The sequence below is a fragment of the Pseudomonas fluorescens genome (assembly GCF_001307275.1).
Taxonomy (GTDB): domain Bacteria; phylum Pseudomonadota; class Gammaproteobacteria; order Pseudomonadales; family Pseudomonadaceae; genus Aquipseudomonas; species Aquipseudomonas fluorescens_AA.
In genome coordinates, this window is sequence record NZ_CP012831.1 from 4,906,581 (window position 1) to 4,924,064 (window position 17,484).

15 protein-coding genes are annotated in these 17,484 nt (G+C 63.0%); 10 read left to right on the forward strand and 5 right to left on the reverse strand.

Features of this window, described 5'->3' with window-relative positions; genetic code table 11:
- Positions 1–59 precede the first annotated feature (59 nt).
- Both AO356_RS21950 and AO356_RS21955 read right to left on the reverse strand, forming a co-directional pair.
- Complete coding sequence (locus tag AO356_RS21950; RefSeq protein ID WP_060741527.1) at positions 60–473, reverse strand: hypothetical protein; 414 nt, start codon at positions 471–473, stop codon at positions 60–62.
- A 292-nt stretch (positions 474–765) separates the two neighbouring features.
- Positions 766–1,968: a YbfB/YjiJ family MFS transporter gene (locus tag AO356_RS21955; protein ID WP_060741528.1), complete on the reverse strand. Its 1,203-nt coding sequence runs from the start codon at positions 1,966–1,968 to the stop codon at positions 766–768.
- A 110-nt stretch (positions 1,969–2,078) separates the two neighbouring features.
- On the opposite strand from AO356_RS21955, the gene AO356_RS21960 reads away from it, so the two are divergent.
- A complete protein-coding gene (locus tag AO356_RS21960; RefSeq protein ID WP_060741529.1) occupies positions 2,079–2,954 on the forward strand; it encodes a LysR family transcriptional regulator in 876 nt (291 codons plus the stop codon).
- 190 nt (positions 2,955–3,144) lie between these two features.
- Here the strand turns inward: AO356_RS21960 and AO356_RS21965 are convergent, their stop codons facing one another.
- Entirely contained in the window at positions 3,145–3,867 is a 723-nt protein-coding gene (locus AO356_RS21965; RefSeq protein ID WP_060741530.1) for a pirin family protein, read from the reverse strand.
- A gap of 312 nt (positions 3,868–4,179) precedes the next feature.
- On the opposite strand from AO356_RS21965, the gene AO356_RS21970 reads away from it, so the two are divergent.
- On the forward strand, positions 4,180–5,130 hold the full coding sequence (locus AO356_RS21970) for a GlxA family transcriptional regulator (RefSeq protein WP_060741531.1): 951 nt from the start codon (positions 4,180–4,182) through the stop codon (positions 5,128–5,130).
- 184 nt (positions 5,131–5,314) lie between these two features.
- Entirely contained in the window at positions 5,315–6,805 is a 1,491-nt protein-coding gene (locus tag AO356_RS21975; protein ID WP_060741532.1) for an ATP-binding protein, read from the forward strand.
- On the opposite strand, the gene AO356_RS21980 is transcribed toward AO356_RS21975, so the two are convergent.
- Complete coding sequence (locus AO356_RS21980) at positions 6,752–9,556, reverse strand: ATP-binding protein (RefSeq protein WP_060741533.1); 2,805 nt, start codon at positions 9,554–9,556, stop codon at positions 6,752–6,754. The genes AO356_RS21975 and AO356_RS21980 overlap by 54 nt on opposite strands.
- A 360-nt stretch (positions 9,557–9,916) precedes the next feature.
- Here AO356_RS21980 and AO356_RS21985 point away from each other — a divergent pair, with 360 nt between their 5' ends.
- From AO356_RS21985 to AO356_RS22015, 7 genes are all read left to right on the forward strand, one after another.
- Positions 9,917–10,738 (forward strand): alpha/beta fold hydrolase, encoded by an 822-nt coding sequence (locus AO356_RS21985; RefSeq protein ID WP_060741534.1) that lies wholly within the window; start codon positions 9,917–9,919, stop codon positions 10,736–10,738.
- Positions 10,739–10,884: 146 nt separating this feature from the next.
- On the forward strand, positions 10,885–11,832 hold the full coding sequence (locus AO356_RS21990; protein ID WP_060741535.1) for a LysR family transcriptional regulator: 948 nt from the start codon (positions 10,885–10,887) through the stop codon (positions 11,830–11,832).
- Entirely contained in the window at positions 11,829–12,242 is a 414-nt protein-coding gene (locus tag AO356_RS21995; RefSeq protein ID WP_060741536.1) for a DoxX family protein, read from the forward strand. The genes AO356_RS21990 and AO356_RS21995 overlap by 4 nt, the downstream gene beginning before the upstream one ends.
- Positions 12,235–12,870 (forward strand): antibiotic biosynthesis monooxygenase, encoded by a 636-nt coding sequence (locus AO356_RS22000; protein WP_060741537.1) that lies wholly within the window; start codon positions 12,235–12,237, stop codon positions 12,868–12,870. The genes AO356_RS21995 and AO356_RS22000 overlap by 8 nt, the downstream gene beginning before the upstream one ends.
- Before the next feature lie 118 nt (positions 12,871–12,988).
- On the forward strand, positions 12,989–14,827 hold the full coding sequence (locus tag AO356_RS22005) for an amidohydrolase (RefSeq protein WP_024617381.1): 1,839 nt from the start codon (positions 12,989–12,991) through the stop codon (positions 14,825–14,827).
- A gap of 154 nt (positions 14,828–14,981) precedes the next feature.
- Complete coding sequence (gene ycaC / locus AO356_RS22010) at positions 14,982–15,611, forward strand: isochorismate family cysteine hydrolase YcaC (protein WP_014337664.1); 630 nt, start codon at positions 14,982–14,984, stop codon at positions 15,609–15,611.
- Between the two features lie 245 nt (positions 15,612–15,856).
- Positions 15,857–16,735, forward strand: coding sequence for a LysR family transcriptional regulator (locus AO356_RS22015; RefSeq protein ID WP_060741538.1), 879 nt, complete (start codon positions 15,857–15,859; stop codon positions 16,733–16,735).
- Between the two features lie 52 nt (positions 16,736–16,787).
- Here the strand turns inward: AO356_RS22015 and AO356_RS22020 are convergent, their stop codons facing one another.
- Positions 16,788–17,264, reverse strand: coding sequence for a hemerythrin domain-containing protein (locus AO356_RS22020; protein ID WP_060741539.1), 477 nt, complete (start codon positions 17,262–17,264; stop codon positions 16,788–16,790).
- Positions 17,265–17,484: the final 220 nt, after the last annotated feature.

Here is a 17,484-nt window from a genome sequence, read left to right on the forward strand (position 1 = left end):
TTTGGGGCGGGAGGGCTACGCTGCTCAGCGGGAGCAAGCTCCCGCATCACGGACACAAATCAGCTGTTATCGTCGGTTTGTGTTTCGGTGGGCAGGTCTTCGGTTTGCGGAGCGGCTTGTGATGCGGTCAAAGTCGTCTCCTTGCACAGCACCTTGCCTACTTCGTCGGCTATCGAGCCGTCGATGATTCGCCCTTGCATCTGGTCGAACTGGGCTTTTTCCAGCACTGCGAGGCTGTTGTACATCCCCATGTGCCGTACATTGCGGCTGGCGCAGTCGAGTTCGAGTTTTGTGTAGTTGGTGAAGTAAGCCCCCGATCTCTGTACGGTGGCCTGGATGGCTGAGCCGCTGTCGATAAACGACACGATGGAGTACACGGCATCCGAATCATCGTAAAGGTATTTGATGTTCTGAACTTCCGCGACCGCACTGCACGCAATCGAGATTAAAGCGAGGGATATGACGGTTTTCATGCTTTCTTCCGTGAATAAGCAAGTCAGGAATAACAATGGCAAAGTGAAATCATTTTGCCGAGACTCATGCATTGGGTCAATTGACTTCGGGCAGTCGCGATGACCGCCGGTCAGAAACGAAAACCTTTCGGGAACTTTATAGATCCCTCAGGCTCGTGGCAACAGACAAAGCGCATTTCAGCTGGGCATTGGGACTTGTCCGAGACGCACCGCAGCTCCATTAGATCAAAGCCTGAATTCGTCCAATCGCCTGACTTTTTTTAGAAGTTTTTCGTCTGAGCTGCGTCGGTAATCACGGTTTCAGAACTTTCGAGCTTTTTTCTGTCCCGAAAGGGAAATCGAGCATCAACGCAAAAAGAATCGCCCCGGCGGAGATCAGGAAAAGCAATCCGTGGTGTCCGCCACTGGCATTGAACAGGGCCGAGTAGGCAAATCCGGCCAGCGCCTGGAAGGTGGCGAACGAAACAGTGGCCCGGCTCCAGGCCAGTTGTTGGCGATGAGGGTCAGGGACCAGTTCGTGCACTCGGGCCAGGGCCAAGGGCACGATGCCCGGCGGAAACGAACCGATGATCACGGCGAGCAACGCCAGTGCCATGAAGGTGTGTGAAACCGCCAGCAAGCCGAGAGCAATCGCTTGCACGGCCAGGACCAGTCGAATGCTCTTGCGCGCGCCAAGGTGATCGGCGAGAAAACCATAGCTCACCGGTCCGATAATCGCCCCGAGGCCATACATTACCCAGACCATTGCCCCGACATGTGCCCCGGCCCCGAGGCCGCGCGCCACGTAGTCGACCAAAAAGACCATCGCAGGCACGAGCCCCGCGGCCATGAACGCATACTGGGCGAACAATTGGAAAACCGCAGGAGGCATGGGCTCGTCGGGCGCAGCGCTGGCTGTTATCTGCACCGTGTCCCGGGGCCAGCCAAACCAGCTCAACCCGGTCAATGCCAGCGACAGGGCGCCAAGCCCCAGCCAGGTGGCCGGCAAGCCCAGGCTCAACAGCGGCGGCACAATCGTGCCTGAGCCGGCGATGCCAAGGCCGATGCCAAGGAAAATCGCGCCACTGGCCAAGCCTTTGCGTGCCGCCGGTACATGGGGCAATACAGTCGCCGCCACCAGCACCATGATCGCGCCGCCGGCGATCCCCGACAGTAGCCGCCAGGCGAAATACCAGATCACCGACACCGGGAAGGCACAGGCGAAAAATGCGCCGGTCACGACGAGCATCATCAGCCGCAACGCGTTCCGGTTGGTCAGTCGGTGGGCCATGGGACGGCCGAGCAGAGCGCCGATCAGGTAACCGACCAGGTTCGCCGCCCCCAGGTAGACCACGTCGTTGGCAGAAAACCAATGGGCCTCGATCAATGCCGGGATCAGTGGCGTATAGGCGAAACGCGCCAGGCCGATGCTGACGAGGCTGGCACAGAGGCCGGCGAAAATGGGCAGCCAGATGTTTGTAGGAGGTGATTCGAGCGCAGCGGATGAGGAGGGCATGACAGCGATCCTGTGAAAGGTTTATAGCGTCCAGCATATCGGCTATCTTCGCTGCGTTTGTGCAGCGATTTAGCGTCAGAGTGATGCATATATGCATCGTAGGAGGGCGAATGAATTGGGATGATGCACGGGTGTTTCTGGCCGTCTGCCGAGCGTCGACCTTGCGCGGTGCCGCGCGGGTGTTGGGGGTGGATCAGGCGACTGTGGGGCGGCGCGTTACGGCGTTGGAGAAGTCCTTGGATGCCGCGTTGTTCCTGCGTACCTCAGACGGTTACGCACTGACGGCCGTCGGCGAGGCGGCGCTCAAGGCGGTGGAGAAGATGGAGCATTCGGCGCTGGAGCTGGAGCGCCGGATACAGGGCCTGGATGATCGCCTGATCGGCAATGTCCGGGTCGCCACCACCGACTCATTGGCCATCGACTTCTTGATTCCGGCCATTGCCAGCCTGCATGGGCGCCATCCCGATGTGCGCGTGCAACTGGATGCGTCCACGCAGATCCTCAGCCTGGTCAAGCGCGAAGCGGACATCGCCGTGCGCAACACCCGGCCCGACAACCCTGACCTGATCGCTCGGCGAATCGCCCGTTGGCCGGTAGGATTGTTTGCGGCCCAAGCCTATGTCGATGCCCGTGGCGTACCGTTGCCCGGCAGCGAGTTCGAGGGACATGACTTGGTGGTTTATCAGCCGTACTGGCAGGGCAGCAAGGATTTCACCCTGGTCTCGGAGCCGATCAATCGCGGACGGATCGTGGCCAGTCTGAGTTCGAGCCTGTTGGTGCGTCGGTCGATTGCCGCGGGCATCGGTGTCGGGGAGATTCCGCTGTACATGGGGGCGCGTGACGGGTTGCTGAGGATCTGGCCGGAGCGCACGCGTGCACTGCCTTACGAGGTCTGGTTGGTCACCCACGCGGACCTGCGCCATACGGCACGGGTGCGGGCGGTGATCGATGAGATTGTCGAGGTGTTTGCGCTGCAGAATGAGTGAGGCGTCGGGGGATGTGGAGGCTCCATTGCGAAACACCCTGTAGACCCTGTGGGAGCGAGCTTGCTCGCGATGGCGCCAGGTCAGCCGATACTCATGTAGCTGACACTCCGTCATCGCGAGCAAGCTCGCTCCCACAATGGATGCTTCATAGCCTCTGTGACAATTTCTCCCACAGGGCCTAAAGGGTGTTTCATGGCATCTGTGGCAGTTCCTGCGCCCGCAGATCGAACACGAGCACCTCGGCATCCTGGCCGTGACTCAAGGTCAGGACCTGCTCCTCGCGCACCCGCACACCATCACCTTCCTGTAACTGCACGCCGTTGAGCTCGACAGCGCCTCGGGCCACGTGCACGTAGGCATAGCGATCCGCGGCCAGGGTCAAGGTAGCGCTTTGCTCACCATCGAACAGCCCGGCGTAGACCCGTGCATCCTGGCGCACTTGGAGCGAGCCGTCGGTGCCGTCCGGGGAGATGATCAATTGCAGGCGACCGCGTTTCTGTTCGCTGCTGAAATGCTCCTGTTGATAGCGTGGCGTGGCGCCACTGACGTTGGGCACGATCCAGATCTGCAGGAAGTGCACCGGCTCGTCCGCACTGTGGTTGAACTCGCTGTGGGCCACGCCGCTGCCGGCGCTCATCAACTGCACGTCACCGGGGCGAATGACCGAGCCCGTGCCCAGGGTGTCCTTGTGTTCCAGCGCCCCTTCAAGCACGTAGGAAAAGATCTCCATGTCCCGGTGGGGATGCTGGCCGAAACCCTTGGCCGCGGCGACCCGGTCGTCGTTGATGACCAGCAGGTCGGAGAAGCCCTGTTCGTTGAGGTTTCGGTAGCTGGCGAACGAGAAGGTGTGGAACGAGGTCAGCCAGCCGTGGCGGGCAATGCCGCGGTCCGAAGCTTTGCGAAGGGTCAGCATGATGATTCTCCTGATGTCTATGGGCGGCGGCTGGGGCCGTTCGCCGGGTTCAGAAGAAGGTTAATGGTTATCCTGAAGTTCAATAAGCAGGTGGAAAACGAAAGACTGTCTACTTGGAGTGGACAATCGAGAATGCCTACCGGCGGATGCCTGGCTTCGCCATAATGCTGACGATAAACCCTGTGGGAGCGAGCTTGCTCGCGATAGCGGTGTGTCAGTGACATCGACTCCAACTGATCTGACGCTATCGCGAGCAAGCTCGCTCCCACCGGGGGGCATTTATGGTTTCTGGATTTTTTTGGCGTCTTTTTAATGAAAACCGTTGCAATGGTGCTGTTCCCGGATTTTTTGCTGCTCGACATGGCCGGGCCTCTGGAAGTGTTTTCCATCGCCAATCGTTACCTCGAAGGGGACCTGCGTTATCAACTGCTGACCCTGGGTACCGAGCGCGGGCCGTTGCGAGCATCCAACGGCGTGGCGGTGCAGGCCGATATCCATATCGACCAGGCATGGGCAGCCTATGACGTGTTGCTGGTGCCGGGTGGGCCAGGGGCCTATAACGACCGGCATCCGGGGCTGCACACCTGGCTGCGGGCCGCGGCGCAACGGGCTACGCGCTACGGCTCCATCTGCACCGGTGCCTTCGTGCTCGGTGAGGCGGGCTTGCTCGACGGTTATCGCGTCACGACCCACTGGCATTACACCGAACGCCTGGTACAACGTTTCCCCAAGGCCCTGGTGGAGACCGACAAGATCTTCCTGCAGGACCGCCGCCTGATCACCTCGGGCGGTGTCACCGCCGGGATCGACCTGGCCCTGTCCATCGTGGCCCAGGACCACGGCCGCAAAGTCGCGTTGGACGTGGCCAAGGTGTTGCTGGTGGTGATGAAGCGCCAGGGCGGCCAGGCACAGTTCAGCCCCTCGGTGGCGGCGGTGTCGACGCAGGAGTCGGCCATTACCCGGGTGCAGAATCATGTGATGGAGCATCTGGAAGAACCCTTCACCATTGAGCGCATGGCCGCCTTGGCTTCCATGAGCGCGCGGCATTTCGCCCGGGTCTTTGCCCGTGAAGTGAAGATGACGCCCATGGAGTTCCTGCAGGGTGCGCGCATCGACCGGGCGCGTCAGCTGCTGGAAACCACTGACCTGCCGCTCAAGACCGTGGCGTTTCGCAGCGGCTTCGGCAGTGTGCGGCACATGCGCTTTTTGTTCGGTGAAAAGCTCGGCCTGACCCCGGTGCAATATCGTCAGCAGTTCAGTTGAGGCGTCGGTGTCCGTCCAGGGCACCGTGATGTCCGTGACGCTCCCAGTGCCAGCATTGTCCTGAGGCCTGCGCCTGCCAAGATAACGGCGAACCCTTTGGAAAGGATGCGCAGGAGCCCGGGGCAGACGTGTTCGGTGATCCGCACGCTGACGCCCGCCCCGGTTATCCGGCGCTGGATCGCCCATGAACAGTTTCGTCAAACCCGATAGCGAGCCGGCGGTGGGCTTCGGTCCGTTCGCCTTCTACCGGCAGCAACGGCTGGTCACCCGTGACGGCCAGCCCCTCGCGCTGGGTGGCCGGGCCCTGGATGTTCTGCAGGTACTGGTGGAGCACGCCGGCCACTACGTCAGCAAGCAAACCCTCATCGCCCACGTCTGGCCTGACAGCGTCGTGGAAGCCATCAACCTGCGGGTGCATATCGCGGCGCTGCGGCGGGCCTTCGGCGACGGGCGGGATGGCGCTCGCTATATCCTCAACCATCCGCGACAAGGCTATTGCCTGGCGATGCCCCTGGTGGTGCAAGAAGGCGTTGAGTCGCCTTTGAGTCCCAGGACCGAGCGACACAACCTGCCCACGCGCTTGAGCCCGGTGATCGGCCGCGACAGAGTCCTGGGACGACTGCTGGCGCAAGTGCCCCGTCAAACCCTGACCACCGTGAGCGGCCCGGGTGGGGTCGGCAAGACCACCGTGGTGTTGCGGGTGGCGGAGCTGCTGCTTGAGCACTTTGACGACGGGGCCTGGTTCGTTGACCTGGCGGAGGTCAGTGACTCTTCACAGGTGATGGCGCGGGTGGCCGGCACGCTGGGCCTGGCGCCCGGTTCTTTGGGCAGGGGCCTTGAGTCCTGTCGCATGTTGCTGGTGCTCGACGGTTGCGAGCACGTGCTCGATGCCTGTCGGGAATTGGCCCAGACATTGGCTACGGCAGCGCCCGGGGTGTCGCTGTTGTGCAGCAGTCGCGAGCCCCTGGCCCTGCCGGGCGAAAAAATCGTGCCGCTGCCGGGCCTGGCTGTGGCATCGCCCCTGGAACCCGAGCACCAGATCGTGGCGTGCCCGGCGGTGCAGTTGCTGATCGAGCGAGTGGGCGCCCGGCAACAGGGTTTCCAGCCCGTTGGCCGCGACGGGGTGATCCTGGCCCAGATCTGCCAGCGCCTGGACGGCTTGCCGCTGGCGCTGGAACTGGCGGCGGCCCAGGTCGATGCCTTGGGGCTGGCGGGGGTCCTCGAACAATTGGATTACGGCTTATCAGTCTTGAGCCACGGGCGACGTACGGCGGTGGCCCGGCATCGAAGCCTGGAGGCCGTGCTGGATTCGAGTGTCGAGCGTTTGAGTGCTGACGAACAAACCGTGTTCCAGCGCCTGGCGGTGTTCGAGGGGCCGTTTACGCTCAGGGCGGCGCTGGCAGTGATCAGTTGCGCTGAACTGAGTGTCGGGCAATTGCCCTCGTTGCTATTGCGGCTGGCGAGCGTGTCATTGCTGATGGTCGAGCCGCTGGCCGACGGAGTACGTTTTCGACTGCTGCACACCACTCGCGCCTACGCCCTGGACAAATTGCGGCGCAGTGGTCAGTGGCCCGTGTTTCATCGGCGTTATGTGCTGCAAGGCGCTTGGGGCGCGGGCCATTCAAGGCCCCAACCGGCGAGTCAATCCCTGGAGCAGCGCGCCGGCTTCCAATAGGTCGGGGGTGTTGAACCCCTCGCTGAAGCGTCGGTAAACCGGCTCGAGCAGTTCCTGCGCGGCTTGGACTTGCCCGCGGCGCTGCCACAAGCGGGCCAGGGACGTGGCGCTGCGCAGTTCCCAGGCCAGGGCATGATGCTGACGGGCGACGGCCAGGGCGGCCAGCAGTTGCGTTTCGGCGGGGCCTTCCAAGGAGGGCTCGTTCCGAGCCAGCCAGGTTTCGGCGCCGGCTCGCAGGAGCTCCGCCGAACACCAGCCCGCGGCGCCGCTGCGGGCCCGTTCCAGTTGCGCCGGGCTGACAACGCCAGGGCGCAGGGTGACGGCGATGTCCTGAATCAGCCCGTTTGTCGGGCTCGTCTCCAGGGGCTGGTCATTGAATACGCTGTCGTAATGACAGGCCCAGTCATGGAACAGCATCACCGAATGCTTCTTGGCCTGCTGTTTCAACAGCTCGAGCCTTTCCCGGGCAGTTTGATGATCGCCGGTGTAGTGGGCGATCACGCAACCGCTCAGCGCCAAGGTGTAGCAGATCGAAATGCCGTGGTTGATCTGCAAGGCGATCTGCAGCGCCAGGTTGGCGGTACGCCGGGCTTTCTCGGCAAAACCTTGCAGCCAGAGGATGCGCGCCAGAATCGTCAGCGCGGCCACGCTCTGGTCGTATTGCACGCCGAAGCCGTGGCTGAAGCGGCTGAGGTGGCCGCTCTGGGCCAGGCGCTGGATCACCTGTTCGGCTTCACGTCGCGCCGCGCCCTGGTCGCCGGTGAAATGCAGCGCCAGCACCCGCAGGCGTTGGGTGCTCAAGGACAGGATCGGGTCGCCCTGCAAACCGAGCCGGTCGAAATCCAGGCTGTGGGCCAGGGCCTGTTGGTAGTTGCCGCAGCTGAGGTCCACGGTCATTTGCCCGGACACGGCCCGCAGCTCGCTGGGCAGGTCCTGGCATTGCCGGGCCAGTTGCCGGGCGCTGGCGAAGGCACGGACCGTGGCCGGCGTGCCGCCCTCGGTGTGGTAGTTGAAACTGGCGTGGGCCAGCTCCAGGGCCAGGGTCAAGCGTGGGCATGGTGTGGGGCTGGCCCGCAACAATTGCAGCGCCTTGTTGACGTAGAGGCCGTGCTCCTTGAGCAGCGACAGCTCCTGCCAGAGGGGCAGGGTGCGGGCGGTCAGGCGGATCGCCACGGCATGTGAACCCTGCGGGCCCAAGCCGCGGTCGAGCGCCGCGCGGATGTCGTCGCGATAGTCGGCGTAACGGGCGATCCACAGTCGGGTGGGGGTGTTCTCCCAATCGTTTTCCGCTTGCCCCATGAGCGCCAGGCAGCGTTCGGCGTGGCGTTCCTGGCTGGCCGCCAATTCCCCGGCTTCGGCCAGTTTTTCCAAGGCATAACGGCGGGTGGTGTCCAGCAGGCGATAGCGCACCTCTTCATCGCCGATCTCGACGTTGAGCAACGATTTGGCGACCAACTGGCTGACCGACACCAGCACCTGGTCGGGTGCGACATGCTGGCCGACGATCACCGCCGCGGCCGAGGCCAGGTTGAAACTGCCCATGAACACCGCCAGTCGCCGCAGGCAGGTCTGCTCGCAGGTCGTGAGCAGCGCGAAGCTCCAGTCCAGCGTGGCGCGCAGGGTCTGCTGGCGCGGGGCGGCGTCGGTGTCGTTGTGGAGCAGGGCGACATTGTCTTGCAGTTGCCGGTGCAGCGCTTCGAGGCTGAAGCGGCCGATCTGTCCGGCGGCCAGCTCGATGGCCAGGGGAATCCCGTCCAGCCGCTGGCAGATGTCGACCACCAACGGCACCTCGCGGTCGCTCAGTTCGAAGTCGTCACGGCTGGCCATCGCACGCTCGGCAAACAGTTGCAATGCCGGGTATTCCAGGGCGGGATAACCCTCGATGGGCATTTCCCGGGGCGGGCATGCCAGGGCATCCAGGCGCTGCACGTATTCGCCTTCGGCGCGCAGGCCTTCGCGGCTGGTGGCCAGGATGTGCAAGTGAGGGGCGCCGCGCAGCAAGGTTTCGCTGAGCTGGGCGATGGCGTCGATCAGGTGCTCGCAGTTGTCGATCACCAGCAGCAGATGCCGCTCCTTGAGCGGTCGGGCGACGGTGTCCAGCGGATCACCGTCCTGCAGCGGCAGGTCGAGCAATGCGCACAGGTTGGGGACGATCATGGCCGCATCGTTGAGCGATGCCAGGTCCAGCAGATGGGTGCCGTCACGGTAGTGGCCGATCAGCCGTTCAGCGACCCGCAGGGCGACGGTGGTCTTGCCGATGCCGCCGGTGCCGACCAGGGTAATGAAACGCTTTCGGGGCAACTGGGTCACCAGGTTTTCCACCAGGGCCTGGCGTCCGATCAGGCGTGTGCGCTGCAGCGGCAGGTTGCGCGCCAGGGACGGATGAGGAATGCGCGCCAATGGGTCGAGGGATCCGAATGACACCGGCGCGACAAAGCTGTAGCCGCGCTGCGCCACGGTGACGATGTAGCGCTGCCCGGCCTGGCCGTCCCCGAGGGCCTTGCGCAGTGCCGCGACGTGTACGCGCAGGTTGGTGTCTTCCACCACGCTCCTGGGCCAGACCCGGGCGATCAGTTGCTGCTTGCTCACCACCTCGCCTGCGTGTTCGAGCAACACCAGCAGAATCTCCACGGCCCGCCGTCCCAGGCGCAACGGTTGCTCGCCCTCCAGCACCAGGCGCTGGCGCGGATGGACCCGGTAAGGGCCGAAATGCACCGTCTGTTCGACGGGCAGGCTGAGGTAATGGCTCATGGTGCTCTCGATGTCCTGGGCCCGATGCCTGGGCTTTACCCGAGCATATTCCTCAGGTTTGGCTTCAAGCGCAACGGCGCGGGCTTCCCTGCCAGGCACAGATCCCTGTGGCGAGGGGATTTATCCCCGTTGGGCTGCGAAGCGGCCCCCACAACCCAAACTCCAGTCAGCCTGACACACCGATATGTCGCTTTTGGGGCTGCTGCGCAGCCCAGCGGGGATAAATCCCCTCGCCACAAAAGCAGTCTTAATCCGGGTTTTTAACACTTCAGTCCCGAAAAAATTAACAACGTTTAACTCACGCCCATGCCCCCTCTGACCAGACCATAAAGCGATCCACCCACCTCAAGGAGTCATGTCATGAGCACCTTCATCACCCGCGACGGCACCGAGATCTACTACAAGGATTGGGGCAGTGGTCAACCGGTGGTCTTCAGCCACGGCTGGCCGTTGAACTCGGACAGTTGGGAGGCGCAGATGATGTTCCTGGCGTCCAACGGCTATCGGGTGATCGCCCATGACCGCCGTGGACACGGGCGTTCCAGCCAGCCCTGGGACGGCAACGACATGGACACCTACGCCGATGACCTGGCCGAGCTGATCGAACGCTTGGACTTGAAGGATGCGGTGCTGCTCGGCTTCTCCACCGGCGGTGGCGAAGTGGCGCGCTACATCGGTCGCCATGGCGCCGCCCGGGTCGCCAAGCTCGGCCTGATCTCGGCGGTGACGCCGCTTATGCTCAGGACCACGGCCAATCCTGGCGGCTTGCCCATCGAAGTCTTCGACGGTTTCCGCCAGGCCTCCCTGGCCGACCGTTCTCAGCTATACAAAGATGTGGCCAGCGCGTTTTTCGGTGCCAACCGTCCGGGCGCCAAAGTCTCCCAAGGCATGATCGACTGGTTCTGGATGCAGGGCATGCTCGCCGGCCACAAGAACGCCTACGACTGCATCAAGGCGTTCTCGGAGACCGATCTTTCCGAAGACCTGCGCAACATCGACGTGCCGACCCTGGTGGTCCATGGCGATGACGACCAGGTGGTCCCCATCGAAACCGCCGGCATCGCCGCCGCCAAATTGCTGAAGAACTCGCAGTTGCTGGTGTACCCGGGCGCGCCCCATGGCCTGACCGATACCCACAAGGACCGGCTGAACGCGGACCTGCTGGCGTTCATCCGGGGCTGATCAAGCCACAAACCTGTAGGCGCGAGCTTGCTCCGGGCGGCGTTCCGACGATGGCGGCGCAACAGTCAACATCGCCGCCGACTGACACCCCGCTATCGCGAGCAAGCTCGCTCCCACAGGATCGGCATCCAACAGGGCCCAAACCGATGAACCGCAACGATTTACGCCGTCTCGACATGAACCTGCTGGTGATCTTCGAGGCGCTGATGTTCGAGAAAAACCTGACCCGCGTCGCCGAAAAGCTGTTCATGGGCCAGCCGGCGGTGAGCGCGGCGCTGGGGCGGCTGCGGGATCTGTTCGATGACCCGTTGCTGATCCGTCACGGTCGTGGCATGGAACCGACCCCACGAGCCCTGGCGATCCTGCGAGAGTTGCAACCGGCCATGGACACCATCTCCGGCGCGGTCAGCCGGGCCAAGGCGTTCGACCCATCCACCAGTTGCGATGTGTTTCGCATCGGGCTGTCCGACGATGCCGAATTCGGCCTGTTTCCGCCATTGCTGAGCCAACTGCGCGAAGAGGCGCCGGGGATCATCGTGGTGGTGCGCCGGGCCAATTTCCTGCTGATGTCGTCGCTGCTGGCCAGCGGTGAAATCAGCGTCGGCGTGAGCTACACCACCGATCTGCCGGCCAATGCCAAACGCAAGAAACTGCGGGACATTCCTTGCAAGGTCTTGCGTGGCGACAAGCGCCCGGGGCCGCTGACCCTGGACGAGTACTGCTCGCGGCCCCACGCCATGGTTTCGTTTTCGGGCGACTTGAGCGGCAATATCGACCTGGACCTGGCCCGCATTGGCCGGACCCGCAAAGTGGTGCTGGCGGTGCCGCAATTCAGCGGGCTGCGTGCCCTGCTGGCGGGTACCGAGCTGATCGCTACCGTGCCCGACTATGCCGCCTGCGCGCTGGTGGAAGGCTGCGCGCTGCGTGCCGAGGACCCGCCGTTCGAGATCAATGCGGCCGAACTGTCGATGGTCTGGAGCGGCGTGCATGACAACGACCCGGCCGAGCGCTGGCTGCGCTCGCGCATTGCCAGTCACATGTCCCAACCCTTGCCGGCCGCTGCCTCGGCCGCCCCGGACGGAGCCCACCGATGAGCATGACCGATGAACGCCCGTGGCAGGACCTGGGTTTGTTGTTCCTGCGCCTGAGCGGCGGGTTGTTCCTGCTGTGGGTCCATGGGCTGCCGAAGCTGTTGCACTACAGCGTCGAGCTGACCCGCATCGAAGACCCCTTTCACCTGGGGGCGGCGCCAACCCTGATCCTGGCGATTTTCGCCGAGGTGCTGTGTCCGCTGCTGATCATGGCCGGTGTGCTGGTGCGCCTGGCGTGCCTGCCGATCCTGTTTCTGCTGGCGGTGGCGCTGCTGGTGGTGCATCCGCAATGGAGCCTGGAAGAAGGGCAGTTCGGTTGGTTGCTGTTGATCATATTTACCAGCGTATTGATCGCCGGGCCCGGGCGCCTGGCGATGAACACGCGTTTTGTTGGAGTGCTTCGCCATGTCTGAATCTCAAACCATCGACTCTCCTGGGAGCCCGGCCAAACCCGGCCTCGATGAAATCGTGACCCTGGTGGTCAAGCACCGGATCAAGGCCGGCCAGGATGATGCCTATGAAGCCTGGTTGCGGCGCATCGTCAGCGTGGCTGGCCAGTGGCCGGGGCATCTGGGGGTGGATGTGGTGCGGGGCAAGCAGGGCGGTTTGTCGCTGTTCACCTGTGTGCTGCGGTTCTGCTCCACCGAGGCCATGCAACGCTGGCTGGATTCGCCCGAGCGCCGCGAACTGGTGGAAGAGGCCGCGCCGCTGCTGGCCGATGGCGACCAGACCGAGGTCGCCTCCCACAAGGAATTCTGGTTCGCCCCGCTGGCCGATGCCGCCACACCGCCGCCGCGCTGGAAGCAATCGGTGGTGACGCTGTTGGTCATCCTGCCGCACACCTTGCTGGTGCCGTTGCTCTGGGGCCCGCTGTTGCAGCTCAACGCGTTTCTGTCCAACTACGTGGTCGCCACGTTCCTGATCACCCTGACCATCGTGCTCTCGGTGGTCTACGTGTGCATGCCTTTGGCGACACGCCTGTTCGCGCCTTGGCTGGAACCCAAGACCCATGAGCATCTGGAGCCCGGCCATGGCCAATAAGGACGATCCGACCGACCCGCTGCGCCGCCAACTGCTGGCCGCCGGGTCCCTGCTCAGCGCGGCGGCGGCTTTTTGGCCTCGTCTGTCCCTTGCCTCTACTCATCCAGAAGGAAATCCGATGAACGCCGATCTGATTCTATTCAACGGTCAATTCCATACCGTCGACCGCGAGAAGCCTCGGGCCAGCGCAGTCGCCATCAGCCAGGGCCGCTTCGTCGCGGTAGGCACCGATGCCGAGGCCATGGCCCTGCGGGGTAGCGGCACCCAGGTCATCGACCTCAAGGGTCGTACCGTTATCCCCGGCCTCAACGACTCGCACCTGCACCTGATCCGTGGCGGTCTGAACTACAACCTGGAACTGCGCTGGGAAGGCGTGCCGTCCCTGGCCGATGCCTTGCGCATGCTCAAGGACCAGGCCGACCGCACGCCGACGCCGCAGTGGGTGCGCGTGGTCGGCGGCTGGAACGAATTCCAGTTCGCCGAAAAGCGCATGCCGACCCTGGAAGAACTCAACCAGGCGGCCCCCGATACGCCGGTATTCGTGTTGCACCTGTATGACCGCGCCTTGCTCAACCGCGCCGCACTGCGGGTCGCCGGTTACACCCGTGACACGCCGAACCCGCCGGGTGGCGAGATCGTGCGTGACAGCAAGGGCGAGCCCACTGGCATGCTGGTGGCGCGGCCCAACGCGATGATCCTTTACTCGACGCTGGCGAAAGGGCCGAAGCTGCCGCTGGAATACCAGGTCAACTCCACCCGCCAATTCATGCGGGAACTCAATCGCCTGGGCCTGACCAGCGCCATCGATGCCGGCGGCGGTTTCCAGAACTACCCGGACGACTACGCGGTGATCGAGCAGTTGGCCCGCGAGCAGCAGTTGACGGTGCGCATCGCCTACAACCTGTTCACCCAGAAGCCCAAGGAAGAACTCAGCGACTTCAAGAACTGGACCGGCAGCGTCAAGCTGCACCAGGGCGACGATTTCCTGCGGCACAACGGCGCCGGGGAAATGCTGGTGTTCTCGGCGGCGGATTTCGAGGACTTCCTGGAGCCGCGTCCAGACCTGCCGCCCGGCATGGAGCAGGACCTGGAACCGGTGGTTCGGCACCTGGTGGAGCAACGCTGGCCATTCCGCCTGCATGCCACTTATGACGAATCCATCAGCCGCATGCTCGACGTGTTCGAGAAGGTCAACCGCGATATTCCGTTCAACGGCCTGCCGTGGTTCTTCGACCACGCCGAGACCATCACGCCGAAGAACATCGAACGTGTACGGGCGCTGGGTGGCGGCATTGCGATCCAGGACCGCATGGCCTTCCAGGGCGAATACTTCGTCGACCGCTACGGTGCCAAGGCCGCCGAAGCCACGCCGCCGATCAAGCGCATGTTGGCCGAAGGCGTACCGGTGGGCGCCGGCACCGATGCCACCCGCGTCTCCAGCTACAACCCCTGGACCTCGTTGTACTGGATGGTCAGCGGCCGCACGGTCGGTGGTCTTTCGTTGCACGAAGAAGGCCTGCCGCGCCTGACCGCGTTGGAACTGTTTACCCATGGCAGCGCCTGGTTCTCGTCGGAGCAGGGCAAGAAGGGCCAGATCAAGGTCGGCCAACTGGCGGACCTGGCGGCCCTCAGCGCGGACTTCTTCAGCGTCGAGGAAGAAGCCATCAAGTGGATCGAGTCGGTACTGACCGTTGTGGACGGCAAGGTGGTGTACGCCGCTGGTGATTTCGAAAAACTCGGCCCGGCCAGTGTCCCGGTTTTGCCCGACTGGTCGCCGGTGGTCAAGGTCCCGGGCCACTGGCGCCCGACTTCACCGTTGCAGGCCCAGGTCCACCAGTGCAGCGGCCCGTGCACGGTGCATGCCCACAGCCATGAACGGGCACGACTGTCGAACGTTCCGGTCAGTGATTTCCAAGGTTTCTGGGGCGCGTTTGGCTGTTCCTGCTTTGCCTTTTAACTAACACACAACCCCCTCTGTGGGAGCGAGCTTGCTCGCGATAGCGGTTGAACATTCAGCACTGCCGTCGCCTGACACTCCGCCATCGTCGGAACGCCGCCCGGAGCAAGCTCGCTCCCACAGGTTTTACTATCCATCCCAAAGGAGTCATCCCATGAGCAACGTTCCCGCCTACAACCGTCTGAACAAAGACGACGCGGTCGTCCTGCTGGTCGATCACCAGACCGGCCTGATTTCCCTGGTCCAGGACTTCTCGCCCAACGAGTTCAAGAACAACGTGCTGGCCTTGGCCGACCTGGCGAAGTTCTTCGAACTGCCAACCATCCTGACCACCAGCTTCGAACAAGGCCCCAACGGCCCGATCGTGCCGGAGCTCAAGGAAATGTTCCCGGACGCGCCATACATCCCGCGTCCAGGCCAGATCAATGCCTGGGACAACGAAGATTTCGTCAAGGCGATCAAGGCCACCGGCCGCAAGCAATTGATCATCGCGGGCGTGGTCACCGATGTCTGCGTAGCGTTCCCGACCCTGTCGGCGCTGGCCGAAGGTTTCGACGTGTTCGTCGTGACCGATGCCTCGGGTACCTTCAACGAAACCGTGCAGCAGGCCGCCTGGGTCCGCATGACCGCCGCCGGCGCGCAGATGATGAACTGGTTCTCGGTGGCCTGTGAGCTGCACCGCGACTGGCGCAACGACATCGAAGGCCTGGGCAACCTGCTGTCCCAGCGGATTCCGAACTACCGTAACCTGATGAACAGCTACTCGGCGCTGACGGCCAAGTAAGCGATTCATGCTCAATGACGCCCGCCTTGTGCGGGCGTTTTTGTGCCCGGCATCAGGTTCTTGCAAGCTGATCCGCCGCTATCGCGAGCAAGCTCGCTCCCACAGGGTTTGTCCGTAATCAGCGGAATCCATGTGGGAGCGAGCTTGCTCGCGATAGCGTCAGCCCATCCAACACCTTTCCAACCTGCCTTGCTCCACCCACAATGCCCAACTCATCCCCCTGACTGTCCACCCCAGGAATGACAATGAACCCCTTCGAAGAAATGCGCATCTTTGCCCAGGTCATGGAGTCAGGCAGTTTCACCGCCGCGGCGGACAAGCTGGGGCTGTCCAAGCAGTTCGTCAGCCGCAAGCTCATGGCATTGGAACAGCGCCTGGGCGTACGTTTGCTCAATCGTTCGACCCGCCGGCTGGACGTCACCCCGTTGGGCCAGCGCTATTACGAAGCGTCGCTGCGTCTGCTCAATGACGTGGAACAGGTGGAGCAGGGGATCAGCGGCCAGACCAGTGAGCCCCGTGGCACGATTCGGCTCAGCGCACCGCTGTCCTTCGCCATGGCGCATCTGGGCAGCCTGTTGCCGCAGTTCCTGCAGCGTTATCCGGGCGTCAGCGTCGAAGTGGACCTGAGCGACCGTTCGGTGGACCTGCTGGGGGAGGGCTATGACCTGGCGCTGCGCATCGGCGTGCTGGAGGACTCGACGCTGATTGCCCGGCGCATCGCGACCATCGAGCGGGTGTACTGCGCCAGTCCGGCTTACCTGGCGCAAAAAGGCACACCCATGCGACCGGAAGACCTGCGCCATCATGACTGCCTGCCCTATGGGCACAGCCGCCAGGTGCAGTGGCGTTTCGCGGGGGCCGGCAAACCGTTGACCCTGGAGGTCACGGGGCGCATGCGCGCCAACAACGGCGATGTGCTCAGGGACGCGGCCATCGCCGCCATGGGGGTCACCTACTTGCCTACCTTCATCCTCGGCGATGCCTTGAAGGATGGTCGGTTGATCAAGGTGTTGGAGGGGTTCGAAACCGAGCCCCTGGCGCTGTCAGCGGTCTACCCGCAACATCGCCAAGGCTCACGCCCGGTACAGGCGTTGGTGGAGTTCTTGCGTGAACACATGCAATAACGCCTAGGGCGTGCAGCCGTCGGGCGACGGCTGACGCATCCGCGGCGTACGATCAGGCGGCGAGGCTGGCGCTGCTCAGTTCTTTTTTGTACTGCGCTTTCATGGTCTCCATTTCCGCACCCAAGGCGTCCAGTTTTGCCTTGCCCAGCAGTTTTTTCGCGTGGGGGAACATTTCTTTTTCTTCCTCCTCGATGTGGTGCTCAAGCAGCTCCTTGACCACTTTTGCCCGGCCGGAAAATTCCGCTGTGGACGGGTCGGTCGCCTTCAGGTCAGGCAGCACCAGCGAGTCGACGGTGCGGTGCTCTTCCTTGGCTTCGTAGTACATCTGTGCCTCCTCCTTGCCACCTGCCTGCTTGAAAGCCGGATAAAGGATTTCTTCTTCCAGGCGGGTATGGATGGAAATTTCCATTTCCAGTTTCGCCAACAGGTCGGTACGTTTTTTCACGGCGCGTTCGGTCGACTCGCTCAGTTGAGTCAGGATGGCTTTGACGCGCTCATGGTCGGCTTTCAACAGATCGATGGCATTCATGGGTAGCTCCTCGGCAATTCACGGATGCGGGCAGGCTTCAAGCGCCGACGCCGCGTATGAGATGAATTGCATCAGCCGTGCCAGCCGAAGCATCTTAAAAAAGCCTTTAAAAACAATTAGTTGTATTAAGGTGGCTTTCTATGTTCGTGCAAGCTGCAAGAGGGCGGGAGAAATGGTCTTGCACTTTGACTGGCAGGCGCGTTGAGTTTCTGTGGGAGCG

Excerpts from the sequence above, each read along its gene's own strand:
- AO356_RS21950 (WP_060741527.1), bottom strand. The coding sequence starts at position 473 with ATGAAAACCGTCATATCCCTCGCTTTAATCTCGATTGCGTGCAGTGCG.
- AO356_RS21955 (WP_060741528.1), bottom strand. The coding sequence starts at position 1,968 with ATGCCCTCCTCATCCGCTGCGCTCGAATCACCTCCTACAAACATCTGG.
- AO356_RS21960 (WP_060741529.1), top strand. The coding sequence starts at position 2,079 with ATGAATTGGGATGATGCACGGGTGTTTCTGGCCGTCTGCCGAGCGTCG.
- AO356_RS21965 (WP_060741530.1), bottom strand. The coding sequence starts at position 3,867 with ATGCTGACCCTTCGCAAAGCTTCGGACCGCGGCATTGCCCGCCACGGC.
- AO356_RS21970 (WP_060741531.1), top strand. The coding sequence starts at position 4,180 with ATGAAAACCGTTGCAATGGTGCTGTTCCCGGATTTTTTGCTGCTCGAC.
- AO356_RS21975 (WP_060741532.1), top strand. The coding sequence starts at position 5,315 with ATGAACAGTTTCGTCAAACCCGATAGCGAGCCGGCGGTGGGCTTCGGT.
- AO356_RS21980 (WP_060741533.1), bottom strand. The coding sequence starts at position 9,556 with ATGAGCCATTACCTCAGCCTGCCCGTCGAACAGACGGTGCATTTCGGC.
- AO356_RS21985 (WP_060741534.1), top strand. The coding sequence starts at position 9,917 with ATGAGCACCTTCATCACCCGCGACGGCACCGAGATCTACTACAAGGAT.
- AO356_RS21990 (WP_060741535.1), top strand. The coding sequence starts at position 10,885 with ATGAACCGCAACGATTTACGCCGTCTCGACATGAACCTGCTGGTGATC.
- AO356_RS21995 (WP_060741536.1), top strand. The coding sequence starts at position 11,829 with ATGAGCATGACCGATGAACGCCCGTGGCAGGACCTGGGTTTGTTGTTC.
- AO356_RS22000 (WP_060741537.1), top strand. The coding sequence starts at position 12,235 with ATGTCTGAATCTCAAACCATCGACTCTCCTGGGAGCCCGGCCAAACCC.
- AO356_RS22005 (WP_024617381.1), top strand. The coding sequence starts at position 12,989 with ATGAACGCCGATCTGATTCTATTCAACGGTCAATTCCATACCGTCGAC.
- ycaC (WP_014337664.1), top strand. The coding sequence starts at position 14,982 with ATGAGCAACGTTCCCGCCTACAACCGTCTGAACAAAGACGACGCGGTC.
- AO356_RS22015 (WP_060741538.1), top strand. The coding sequence starts at position 15,857 with ATGAACCCCTTCGAAGAAATGCGCATCTTTGCCCAGGTCATGGAGTCA.
- AO356_RS22020 (WP_060741539.1), bottom strand. The coding sequence starts at position 17,264 with ATGAATGCCATCGATCTGTTGAAAGCCGACCATGAGCGCGTCAAAGCC.